The following is a 12,824-nucleotide window of genomic DNA, read 5'->3' as shown; positions in this document are numbered from 1 at the left end:
TGATGAAATTAAAAACGAAAAAGATCTTTTATTATATATTTTTTCAGTTTTTTTCTGGAAACATCATAATTTTTAGTAATTCCAAGAAAAAATCCCCCTCCTCCAGCTCCACATAATTTTAAGTAATGTATATTGTGGAATAGTCCTTCGTTCCATATTTTCCACATACTTTTTGGAATCATGGGACGAAAATTATGAAAAATACAAATAGAAAGTTTTTTTGAATTTTTTAAAAATGTTCTAAAATCTTTTTTTAAGAAAGATTCAATGCATTTTTCATTATATTTAATAAATTCTTCTTTTATAATTTTTTTGAATTCATCATTTTTCAGTTTTTCATAAAAAATTTTTACCATAGAAGATGTTTTTCTAGAAATTTTAGAATTCAGTAGGAAAATAGCTCCTTTTCCTTCTTTTTTATTAGGAATATTTACTATGAAAATGTTTTTTTTTGTTGGATGAAAAAGAATAGGTAAATTTAGATAAGAACTTAAAGGATCTATTCCGGAACTTTTTTTATGAAAAAAAGACTCCATTTGACTAAACATTTTTTTTAAAAAAATTATATTTTTACTCTCTATGCTTTTTTTTTCAAATTTATCTTTTGAATATTTATCATAAATAGCTGCAACCAACGCTCCAGAACTTCCTATTCCATATTCTTGGGGTATATTGGAATAAAAAAATAATCCATTTTGGATATCTTCATATAATTTTTCAAAATCTATATTTGTTAAAATATGTTTTTTTTCTAAAAATAAGAAATCACAATATTTTCTAATTCTAGAATTAGAATGCAAAAAATTTTTATTGAATTTAAATTCAGAATAAAATTTTAGAATTCCTTTATAAAAATTGTGGGGAACAGAAAGTCCACTTGAATTTTCTAAAATTCCATATTCTCCAAATAATAAAATTTTCGAAGGGAAAAAAGGTCCTCTCATTTTATATTAGATTATATAGATTAATTAAGAAATAAATTTAATTTAATAAAAACTCAATTAATTTTTTTTAAATGTTTATTTGATTAATTTAGTAATTTTCCTTTAGTTTTTAAAAAAAAGAACATTAAAATGAGAATAGCTGTTTATGGGCAGAAATTTGGAAAAAATAATATATCATATTTAACTCAGTTCATCAGCTATGCATATAGTCATTCAATAGAAATTTATATTGAAAAATCATTTTTTGACATATTATCATCTTTCGAAGAATTTAAAAACTTAAATTTTCCTGTTTTTTCTCATTACAAAGAGTTAAAAACTAAGGATTTCAGTTTAATGCTTACTTTCGGGGGAGATGGAACTATTTTATCTGCTATTACATTAATTAGAGATTCTGGTATCCCTATAATTGGAATTAATACAGGAAACCTTGGTTTTTTAGCAACTTTTAATAAAGATGTTTTTATTAAGAAAATAGATGAAATTTTTAGTAGGAAATTTCATTTAATACCTAGGAGTTTATTATGGGTTAAACCATCAGCTAATGATCATCAGAAATTTTTTAATTTCGCGTTGAATGAAATTGTTATCCTTCGTAAGGAAACAGTTTCTATGATTACTATAGATGCATACATCGATAATGAATTTTTAACTTCTTATTGGGCTGATGGTTTGATTATTTCTACTCCTACTGGATCAACTGGTTACTCTCTAAGCTGTGGAGGGCCCATTATTAGTCCTGACAATAATAATTTTGTTCTTACACCAATATCTCCACATAATTTATTTTCACGTCCATTAATTATATCTGATCATCAGAAAGTTCATCTAAAAATACATAGCCGTGTAAAATATTATTCCTTATCTATGGATACTAGATTAACTTCCATGAAAAAAGAAAATGAACTATATATTGAGAAAGCTCCTTTTTATATTTATCTTCTTCAAGAAGAAAAAAATACTTATTATAAAACATTAAGAGAAAAACTCTTATGGGGAATGGATCAAAGAAATTGAATATAAAAAAAATATTTTGTCTTTTGTATTATATCTATATATTTGTTTTTATATTATGAATATATTTTTATATTTTATGAATTTTTATTGTCATTCATGAAGAGTTTGCTGAAAAAAATAGATTATAATAATCTTCCAAATCATGTAGCTGTTATTATGGATGGAAATGGGCGTTGGGCAGAAAAAAGGGGAAAATTAAGAACGTTTGGACATAAAGAATCGATAAAATCCGTAATGGATACTATAAATGGATTTAAAGAATTAGAGATTCCTTATATCACTTTGTATGTTTTTTCTTCCGAAAATTGGAATAGGCCAAAAGAAGAAGTTAAAGAATTAATTCTTTTATTTCATAAGAATTTAAAAAGTTCTTTGAAGGAAGTTCATGAAAAAAATATAAAAATTATTGTAATAGGGAAAATCGAAAACTTTTCACAAGTTATTCAAGAAGAATTGATTTTTTTTATGAAAAAAACAAAAAATAATACATCTGGAACATTGATTCTAGCATTGAGTTATAGTGCTAGAGAAGAAATTTTGAGAGCAACAAAAAATATTTCTAAAAAAGTTTTAGATGGTTCTCTTTCATTAAATAATATCAATTATACTTCTTTTCAAAAACATTTATATACTAAAAATTTACCAGATGTAGATTTAATTATTAGAACTAGTGGAGAACAGCGTATTAGTAATTTTTTACTTTGGCAATCTGCTTATGCAGAGCTGTATTTTACAAAGATTTTATGGCCGGATTTTCGAAAAAAAGATTTTTTCGAGGCTATTATAGATTATCAAAAAAGAAAACGTCGTTTTGGAAACGTTGAATAATTTTCGTTCATGAAAAAAAATAATTTTTTAAAATTTGTTTTTTGCTTATTAATAATAATGCAAATAAAACAGGGATATTCTTTTACTAGAAAAAAAGATTTAAGTTTAAGTATTAATAATAAAAATGAAAGTTCAAATGTAAATATAATTGTAAAATCTATTAATATAATAGGAAAAACAAAATACGATAGTGAGTTCATATCCGATTTATCTGGTATTCACAGTGGAGATCTGATTGATTCTTACAATGTTAAAGTGGATTCTGCTATTAAAAAGTTATGGGATAGTCATTTGTTCCAGAATATATCTATTTATAAGAAAGATGTTTCTAAAAATGAAATAGATTTATTTTTTGAATTAGAAGATTTAGTAGAAATTCATGAAGTAAAAGTTGAGGGAATTAAAAAAGAACAACTGAAAAATATCAAAAAAATAAAACCTGGGGATAAAATTTCTGAGGATATAATTCAGGATATTAAAAATGAAATTCAAGAATATTATACTCAGAAAGGATATGATGAAATTAATATAAAAAGTGAAATAAATAAAGTAGAAAATAAGAATGTATTATATTTATCTGTTGATAAAGGTAAAAAAATTGAAATAAAAAAAATATTATTCGAAGGAAATAATATAATTTCTGATAAAGAGTTACTTGATTTAATGACAAAAACTAAAAAAAATTTTTATGTTCCAATTATAGATGAAAATATTTTCCTATTTGTTAAAGAAAATATTAAACATGATTTAAAGAACATTTCGGATAAATATAAATCTATGGGATTTATTGATGTTCAAGTATTTTTAGATTCTATTTGGAAAGACGAATTTGGTAACTATATAATAAAAATAAAAATTACTGAAGGAGATCAATATTATTTAGGAAACGTATACATTTCAGGAAACAATAGACTGTTAGACAAGGATATAAAAAGAATTTTTTCCCATAAAAAAGGTGATATTTATAATAAAACTGAAATTGATAAATATGTTTCAAGTTCCTCTTTTCCTAAAAGCATTTTATCTACTTATTTAGATTTAGGATATTTATTTATTAATGCAATTCCAATAGAAAAAAAAGTATCGGATAATAAAATAGATTTAGAAATAAAAATAAAAGAAAATAATCCTGTATATATAAGAAAAGTTGATATATCAGGGAATATAATTACTAAAGATCATGTAATTAGGAGAGAATTAAAAACTTATCCAGGCGATTTAATATCATTAAAAAATTTAAAGGATAGTTTGTCAAACTTGGAAAAGTTAAACCTTTTTAGCAAAGTATATTATGAAATTAAGCCAGCTCAAGAAAGTAATTTTGTTGTAGATATAGAATGGCATGTTGTAGAAAGAAATACCACCGAACTTCAAATTAATGGAGGTTTTGAAGGTAAAGACATAAAAAAAATTATTGGAAATTTCCAATTAAGCTTTGGAAACTTTTCTTTAAATAATATTCTAGAATGGAGATTGTGGAATCCTATTCCTCAAGGAGATGGACAAAAATTAGTTATTTCCAGTAAATTTGGAAAAGATTTCTCATCTTATGGATTCTCTTTTATGAATCCTTGGGTAGAAAAAATTCATCCTACATCTTTAACTTTATCTGGAAACTATTTAACAAAAAATAGTGAGATAGAAAAAGACGAGTATTCTTATGTTATTATTAAATCATGTATAGGATATGATGGTAAAGATAGGGATTTGTGTTTACAGGGTAAAGAGTATCGACGTGAGGAAGGATTTGGAGAAAGAACATACTCAGGAAGGAAGGATTTTTCTATTAATGTAAATAAGCTTTTAACATTTTTAGATCCTTATTCAAGTATTTCAACTTCTATAAATTACGAAAATTCCCAACTTGAAAGGGATATTTTTATTATTAATGATCCTAGTGACCATGATACTCAAGAATATCAATTAAATAATCTTAACGCTTTAATTTCATTACAAAGGAAATCTATAGAACCAGATATTATCTTTCCATTTCAGGGGTCAATAATACGATTAGATGGAAAATTCACTCCCGAATATTCCCACATTTTTCCAAATAAAAATTATTATAGAATTCATCAAATTGATTGGGTAGAGTATTTCAAATTAAAAATGTTTTTTTCATGGTATAAAAAAATTTTTGGAAGAACAGTCCTAAAAGTAGGATGTGAAGGTGGATTTATGGGAAAATATAAAAATTCAAAAAAAGATTTATTAAGCTTCTATAAATTTTATATGGGAGGAGTAAAAAATAATTTTTTTGGATCAAACTTAGAAAACAAGGATTTTATCCCATTAAGAGGATATTCTTATGGAGAAGAAAATTTTAAATATCCGTCTCCAGTTGATGGAGGGATTATTTATAATAAATTTGTTCTAGAACTTCGTAATCTAATTAAAAATACTCAAGATTTAAAAATATGGAATACTTTATTTATGGAAGGAGGAAATATTAGTGATTCCTACGAAAAATTTAATTTGCTAAAAATGAATAAATCTCTTGGATTCGGATTTCGTATTTTTTGGAAAAAACTAGGATTTTTTGGAATAGATTTTGGGTATCCTATAGATGATATTGTAAATAATAAAACTGAATCAAAATGGAAAAAACATTTTATTTTTGGAAAGAATTTGTAATTATTAAAAAATATACAATATGAAAAAGAATACAGTTTTTTATTTTTTATTATTTTTGTTTTTGTTGAGTGGATATTCACTATCTTGTTTTGCTGTGGAATGTCAAAAACAAATAGTTTGTCTTAATAGTTCGTTAATTATAGAAAAATTACCAGAATTTTCCAATGCTAAGAAAGAATTGGCTAGAATTAGGAAAGTTCATGAAAATAATTTAGAGAAATTAGCAAAAGAATTTCAGAAAAAAATAGATAAATTTCAAAAAAGTAAAAATCAATCTCTTAAAAAAGAATTAGAAGTTATGGAAGCGAAGATTCAAGCATATCAACAAACAGCAGCAGATGATATAGAAAATAATCGACTTAAATTATTAGGTCCCGTATATAAGAAAATAGAAAATGCTATTTATAAAGTTATCAACAATAATAAGGAAATTACAAGAGTTGATGATTGTAGTCCTGGAAAAGGAATTTTAATTAATAAAGGAAAAGATATAACTGAGGAAGTTAAAAGAGAACTAAAAATAAAGTAATTATATTATAAAAATAGAACGGAAAAATAAGTAAACGACTATGAATAAATAGTGGTATCTCCCGGAATCGAACCGGGGACACAAGGATTTTCAGTCCTTTGCTCTACCAACTGAGCTAAGATACCCTAAAGAAATAATTAAGGTAAAAGTACAATAATAAAATTAAGGAAAAAATTAAAAAAAGTGACATTGTCATATTTTTTATTAATTTCGTCTTTATATAAATATAAATATTATACATTATTTCCAAAATATGGCAATAATATCAATTAAAAAAATAAATTCAAAAATTCTAAATTCAAATAGAATTGTTTTAAATGCAATAATTTGGAATATAATAATTGATGATATAAAGAAAATTTTATAAAAATATTAGTGGAACTTTTATTTGATATGTGTCTATGTGATAGAGACATAGTAATATGATTTTTTATATTAGCATAGTTTTTGTTACTATACTTATATCTGCTTTCTTTTCCGGGATGGAAATGGCTTTTATTTCTTCTAGTTTATTTCAAATAGAATTGGAAAAGAAAAAAGGATCATTTAGATCTAGAATCCTTTCTAAAAGCATAAATGAGCCTAGAAAGTTTATGACTACAATGTTGATTGGAAATACTATCTCTTTAGTCATATATGGAATTTATATGGGAAAATTGTTTTTTAATCTTCTACCAATAGAATTATTGGATAATTCTTTATGGATTATTTTTTTGGAGACAATTTTTTCTGCTACTATAATTTTGGTTATTGGAGAATTCATTCCTAAAATAATATTTAGTATATATTCAAACGAATTATTAAATTTATTTATTGTTCCTGTATATGTTATATGTAAAATATTTTCTCCTATTACCAATTTTGTGATTTGGATTTCCAATGTTTTCTTAAAAATATTAGGGGAAGAAAAAAAGGATAAAAAAAAATTTTTTGATAAAGAAGATTTAATTTATTTTTTGTCAGAAAACATGAGGAATAATATTAAGGAAAAAAAATTCATAGAATATGAGGTTGAAATTTTTCATAAAGCTTTGAATTTTTCTGAGAAAAAAGCAAGGGAATGTATGGTTCCTAGAAAAGAAATAATATCTTCTAATCTTAGATTCTCTTCCATGAATAGTATTCGAAATCTTTTTACAGAAAGTGGATTATCTAAAATAGTGGTTTATAAAAATAATATAGATAATATTATAGGATATATTCATTATTTAGAATTTTTAAAAAAACCAAAGAATATTGAATCTGTAATTAGATCTGTAGAACTGGTTTATATTACTACTCCTGTTAGAGAAATAATGGATCTTTTAATTAAAAAAAAAAAAAGTATAGCTATAGTTTTAGATGAATATGGAGGAACAGCAGGAATGATAACTATAGAAGATATTTTAGAAGAATTTCTTGGAGATATAAAAGATGAACATGATGGAAATATTTTGTTAGATAAAAAATTAGATGATTACAAGTTTTTATTTTCTGCTCGTTTGGAAATTGATTTTATTAATTCTAAATATGATTTAGATATTCCTAAATCTAGGAAATATGAAACTTTAGGTGGATTTATAGTCACACACACAGGAGACATTCCCAAATTTGGAGAAAAAATTGTTATTAACAATAATCTAATTATTGAGATTAAAAAAGTATCTAAGAATAAAATAGAAGAAGTTCTTCTTCAAAAGAAATATTGAATCAATATATGAGTTGTTTAGAAAAAATTAGAAGAAATACATGGTTAATTTTTTTGTTTTTAGGAATATTTTTAGTTTTTTTTATATTAGATCCTAATATTTTGTTGAAATTATTTTCTAAAAATACCAATTTAGTAGGTAAAGTGAATGAAGATGGCATTTCTTACAAAGAATATTTAGAATATTATCAGTTTTTAAAAAAATTCCGTGAAAAAGAACCTGAAAACTATTTAAGAAATGATGCTTGGAAATTTTTAGTTCATGAAAAAATATTGCTTCAACAAGCAGATAAATTGGGGATAAAAAGTACGGAAAAAGATTTTTGGAATGCTATAGAAAAACAATCTATATATAGTAAAATACCTGATTTTCAATATGAAAATGGAAAAATGAATCTATTAAAATTTAAATCGTATTTAAAAAATTTGAAAAAAGTTTCAAAAAATAATACAAATCCCCAGATAGAAGAAGAAAGAAAGATTTGGGATTATGAGAAAAAAAACATACTAAAAAAAATTGTTGCAAAAAAGTATGTGGAAATGTTAATGTATGGATTGAACACTTCTTTAACTGAAGCGGAATTAAATTACAAGGACAAAAATCATTTTTCTATTATTGATTACATTTTTATTCCTTATTCAGAAATAAAGGAAAAATATAAATCAGTGAAAAACAGTGAGTTATATGATTTTATTAAAAAAAATAAATTTCTTTATAAAAAAGAAGATTTAAGAAGTATCAGTTTCGTTATTTTACGTTCTCTCCCTTCGTCGGAAGATGAAAAAAATATGGAATTTAAGATTAATAAATTGTTTAAACAACTAAAATTATCAAAAGATCATTCTATGATTGTTTCTAGCCAATCGGAAAAACCGTTAGATTCAAATTTTTATTTGAAAAAAAATCTTCCTCCTGTATTACAATATTTTTTAGAAAGAGAAAATAAAATTGGATCAATGTTTGGTCCTTTAAAGGAAAATAATATTTATATCATAGCTAAATTAACTGGAAAAAAAATGATATATAATTCTGTTTTATCCAGTCAAATATTAATTTCTCATAAAGAAGCAGAACCTCGTTTAAATCAAAGAACAAAAAAGGAAGCTGAAAACTTAGCTAAAAAAATATATAATATGATTAAGGAAAATCCATATAAATTTAATTCATTAATGGAAAAATCTGATGATTTTATTAATGCAAAAAAAAATAAAGGAAATTTAGGATGGATAAAATATAAAGAACGAAATAATATATTAAAAAAATTGAATATTTTTTCGTCAAAACATAAAAAAGGTGACATTATCTTTTCTGAAACTAAATTTGGGTATCATATTTTAAGGATAGATGGACAAAAAGATCTTGAACCTGTATATCAATTTTCCATTATTGTAAAAACCCTTTTTCCATCAAAGAAAACAGATAACCTACTCTACAAAAATGCTATTCAATTCATAAATAAAAATAAAAATTCAAATTTAAATACATTTATTAATAATGCAAGAAAAAAAAAATATGAAACCATTTTTTTAGAAACAGTTAAAAAAAATCAGTGGGATATTCCTGGATTAAACACTGATTTAGATAGAAAAGTTATAAATTGGTCTTATGATAAAAATAAAAAAGAGGGCGATAAAAAAGTTTTTTATACATCAAAAGGAGATTATATTATAGCACGTTTATCTAGTATTCAAAAAAAAGGTTATCCTATTGAAGAAATAAAAAATGAATTAATTCCCGTTTTAGTGAGAAAAAAAATAGAATCCAATTTATTCAGGATAATTAATAATAATCATAAATATTCCAAAAGTTTGGAAACTTTATCAAAGTACTTTTCTAAAAAAATAAATAAGTATTGTGAAATAAATTTTTATAACTCCATGATTGGAGAATATAAAGAACCTAAAGTTGTAGGATATATTTTTTCTTCAAAATTACATAAAACTTCTAAGCCTTTATTGGGAAATAAAGGAATTTTTTTCGTAAGAACTTTAAAACGTTTTAATACGTTTAAAAATCCTTCTTATTTCTATTCTGAGATAGAAATTTTAAATTCTTTTCTTAGAAAAAATTTTTTAGAAATATTAGGAGATGTGTTAATTAGAAAATCTAAAATTGAAGATTTTAGAAAGGATGTTTAACGTTTTACAGAAGAAGTAGGTGTATTTTTCTTTATTTTTTTTTCTTTTATAATTTTTTTTTCTTGTTCATTATCTTGAATATGATAAATTTCATTTTTTATTTTTTCTTTAGCATTTTTAAAATATCTTATTCCTTCTCCTAATTCTCGTGCAATATTCGGGATTTTTTTTGGTCCAAAAATAATAATAGCTATAAAAATAATTAAAAAACTTTCTTCAATACTAATAAATAAAAAACGATTCATTTTATTATTATTATTTTTTTTTACAAAAATCATATACAATAGATGGAGCTATAAATAAAGAAGAATAGGTTCCAATACTTATTCCAATAAATAAAGATAACATAAAACTTTTAAGAGTCGTTCCTCCAAACAAAAAAATTATAGAAATTACTAATAAAGTAATTAATGAAGTATTAATGGTCCTTGATAAGGAATTTATAATTCCAGTATTAATAGTATTTCTCATTGTTGAAAATAATGCTTTTTTATTATAAATTTTTCTAATTTGATCATAAATTATCACAGTATCATTAATAGAATAACCAATTATAGTTAATAATGCTGCTATAAAAGATTGATCTATTTCCAGAATAGGGAATTTTTTGTAAAAAAAAGAATAAAATCCGAGTACTATTATTGAATCATGAATTAATGATATTACAGCTCCTAATCCAAATTGCCATTTTTTGAATCTTAAAAAGATATATAAAAATATTGTTATTATAGAAATTGTAATTGATAAGAAAGATTTTTCTTTCATATCTTCAGCTATTATAGGTTCTACTTTTTCAGAGGATAAAACACCTAAAAACTTATTTTTTTTTATATTTTTAAAATCTTCAAAACGAAAGTTAGTAGGAAAATAATTCTTCAAAGAAGAAAATATTTTTTTCAAAATTTCTTCATCTATTTTATCATTTTTTTCCCATATTTTATATTTAGTTATTATTTTAAGTTTATTTTGATTACCAAATGCTCTTACATTTGGAATCGATGGAATCCCATTTTCTAAGAAAGTGTTTGATAATATACTAGAAACTTTTTCAGGAACCATTTTTTTTTCGAAAACAATTATATAAGAACGTCCTCCCACAAAATCTAATCCTAAATTTAACCCTTGATAAATAAGAGAAAATATACTAGATATTAAAAGAATAGAAGAAACTATATAAGCCCATTTTCTTTTGGATAAAAAATTCCATTTTATGTTTTGAATTTTATCAAGGAAATTAACAAATATTCTTTTATTAAAGGTGATTTTTTGATATTTTTTTAAATGCCATTCTATAAATAATTTTCCCAAACAAGTAGAAGTAAAAATAGATATTATGATTCCAATGATTAGAGTTATAGAAAATCCTTTAATAGGACCTGTTCCAAAATATAATAAAATAATTCCACATAAAAAAGTGGTAATTTGTCCATCTATAATAGATGAAAAAGCACCATTAAAAGAATAACTATCCTTTACAGATTCAAATATGGAAACTTTATTTTTTATATTCTCTTTAATTTTTTCGTAAATTAAAATATTTGAATCCATAGACATAGCTAATGTTAATATAATACCAGCAATTCCAGGAAAAGTTAATACAGAATTAATAGAAATCAGAATTCCAAAAATAAATATTACATTAAAAATTAAAATAATATCAGAATATAATCCTGGAATTGAGTAATAAAAAATCATCCAAAAGAATACAAAAAATAAGGAAATTAAAAAAGATTTTACTCCTTTTTTAATTGAATCTTTTCCCAAAGATGGTCCTATAATTTCGCTTTGAATAATACTTACTGAAGTAGGTAATTCTCCTGTATTTAATACATTTATTAAGTCATCAGATTCTTTTGAGGAAAAATTTCCAGATATTTGAGATATACCATTTGGTATAATAGATTGAACTAAAGGTGTTGCGTAAACTAAATTATCAAGAACTATCGCTATATTTTTTCCTACATTTTTTTCAGTAAAAATTTTCCATTTTTTAGTTCCTTCCCGATTCATTTTTATATTAACAAATATTTCATTAAATGGTCCAAAAGATTTGTAAACGTGATTCACGATATCACCATTTAAAGATGAATACATATTTTTTTCATCCGATTTTACAGCAAATAATTGAAAAAAATCATCGTTAATGACATTTTTTTTACCCCATAAAAATTTGACATTTAAAAAATTATATTGAAATATTTTTGTTGATTTATATTCCATTGAATTCAAAAATTCAGAAATCATTTTTTTATGTTTTTTATGAATCAGTCCAATCGCATTTGTGTTAATTGACTGAAGTTTAGAAATATTTAAAAGATCTATAAAAGATTTTTCTGAATTTTTTTGGAAAAGAATGTCCATATTTTTTAAATATGGAAAAATTTCTTGAAGATTGTAAGTTTCAAAAAAACGTAATTCAGCTTTTTTCTCCAAAATATTTTTTATTCTATCTATATTTTCTATTTTAGAAAATTCTATTGAAATCCGATTAGAATTTTTTATTCTTTGGATATTAGGTTGTGAGATTCCAAATTGATTCATCCTGGATCTCAATATATTTTTAATAGAAACAATAGATGATTCTCTTTTCTTTCTAAGAAAAGTTTCTAGTTCTTTAGAGGAAAAATTTGAATTAATTTCCTCTATATTATTTTCGTTTTCAAATAAATCAGAATAATATTTAAAACTATTATTTAGCTTACTTCGATTCAAAAAATTAATAAAAAAAGACAAGTAATCTCCATTTTGGTTGTTTTTTTTATTTTTATCCGCATAAGATAATGCTTCTATAAAAAAAGGATTTTTTGAATTTTCAAAAAATTTTTGTAATAAATCTTTTTCAGAAATATCTAATATTAAACTTATTCCTCCTTTTAAATCTAGTCCTAGATTTAAACATTTTTTATTTTTATTTAAACCGAAGAAACTGAAACATATATAATACAGACTAATCATAGTTAGTACTATAGTTATAAAAAAAGTAAGAAATTTTTCTAAACGCATTTTAATTTTAAAACTATTTTCATATAAAAATCAGATGTTAATC

General features: G+C 23.1%; 9 protein-coding genes and 1 tRNA gene. 6 read left to right on the top strand and 4 right to left on the bottom strand.

The genetic code is table 11. From position 1 onward, the window contains the following. Positions 1-8 precede the first annotated feature (8 nt). Entirely contained in the window at positions 9-944 is a 936-nt protein-coding gene (locus H0H51_RS02680) for a mevalonate kinase (protein WP_185876774.1), read from the bottom strand. Positions 945-1,073: 129 nt separating this feature from the next. On the opposite strand from H0H51_RS02680, the gene H0H51_RS02675 reads away from it, so the two are divergent. The 4 genes from H0H51_RS02675 (at position 1,074) to H0H51_RS02660 (ending at position 5,952) form a co-directional block, all read left to right on the top strand. Continuing rightward, complete coding sequence (locus tag H0H51_RS02675; protein WP_185876773.1) at positions 1,074-1,961, top strand: NAD kinase; 888 nt, start codon at positions 1,074-1,076, stop codon at positions 1,959-1,961. 96 nt (positions 1,962-2,057) lie between these two features. Then, positions 2,058-2,789: a polyprenyl diphosphate synthase gene (uppS, locus tag H0H51_RS02670; protein ID WP_185876772.1), complete on the top strand. Its 732-nt coding sequence runs from the start codon at positions 2,058-2,060 to the stop codon at positions 2,787-2,789. A gap of 57 nt (positions 2,790-2,846) precedes the next feature. Then, positions 2,847-5,423, top strand: a complete 2,577-nt coding sequence (locus tag H0H51_RS02665; RefSeq protein WP_238784224.1) for a BamA/OMP85 family outer membrane protein — start codon at positions 2,847-2,849, stop codon at positions 5,421-5,423. 19 nt (positions 5,424-5,442) lie between these two features. Beyond that, positions 5,443-5,952 carry an OmpH family outer membrane protein gene (locus H0H51_RS02660; protein WP_185876770.1) on the top strand — a complete coding sequence of 170 codons (510 nt, stop codon included), beginning with the start codon at positions 5,443-5,445 and terminating at the stop codon, positions 5,950-5,952. A 52-nt stretch (positions 5,953-6,004) separates the two neighbouring features. Here the strand turns inward: H0H51_RS02660 and H0H51_RS02655 are convergent. Beyond that, positions 6,005-6,077 (bottom strand) — tRNA-Phe (locus H0H51_RS02655). A gap of 297 nt (positions 6,078-6,374) precedes the next feature. On the opposite strand from H0H51_RS02655, the gene H0H51_RS02650 reads away from it, so the two are divergent. Together H0H51_RS02650 and H0H51_RS02645 are read left to right on the top strand one after the other, a co-directional pair. Further along, complete coding sequence (locus H0H51_RS02650; protein ID WP_185876769.1) at positions 6,375-7,640, top strand: hemolysin family protein; 1,266 nt, start codon at positions 6,375-6,377, stop codon at positions 7,638-7,640. 8 nt (positions 7,641-7,648) lie between these two features. Further along, positions 7,649-9,778 carry a SurA N-terminal domain-containing protein gene (locus H0H51_RS02645; protein ID WP_185876768.1) on the top strand — a complete coding sequence of 710 codons (2,130 nt, stop codon included), beginning with the start codon at positions 7,649-7,651 and terminating at the stop codon, positions 9,776-9,778. On the opposite strand, the gene H0H51_RS02640 is transcribed toward H0H51_RS02645, so the two are convergent. Both H0H51_RS02640 and secD read right to left on the bottom strand, forming a co-directional pair. After that, complete coding sequence (locus H0H51_RS02640) at positions 9,775-10,023, bottom strand: Sec-independent protein translocase subunit TatA/TatB (RefSeq protein ID WP_185876767.1); 249 nt, start codon at positions 10,021-10,023, stop codon at positions 9,775-9,777. The genes H0H51_RS02645 and H0H51_RS02640 overlap by 4 nt on opposite strands. A gap of 10 nt (positions 10,024-10,033) precedes the next feature. Continuing rightward, the gene (gene secD / locus H0H51_RS02635) at positions 10,034-12,781 is read right to left on the bottom strand and encodes a protein translocase subunit SecD (RefSeq protein WP_185876766.1); all 2,748 of its coding nucleotides are present in this window, start codon (positions 12,779-12,781) and stop codon (positions 10,034-10,036) included. Positions 12,782-12,824: the final 43 nt, after the last annotated feature.

The sequence above is a fragment of the Blattabacterium cuenoti genome (assembly GCF_014251995.1).
GTDB lineage: Bacteria > Bacteroidota > Bacteroidia > Flavobacteriales > Blattabacteriaceae > Blattabacterium > Blattabacterium cuenoti_AE.
This window is presented reverse-complemented; position numbering and strand designations above follow the sequence as displayed.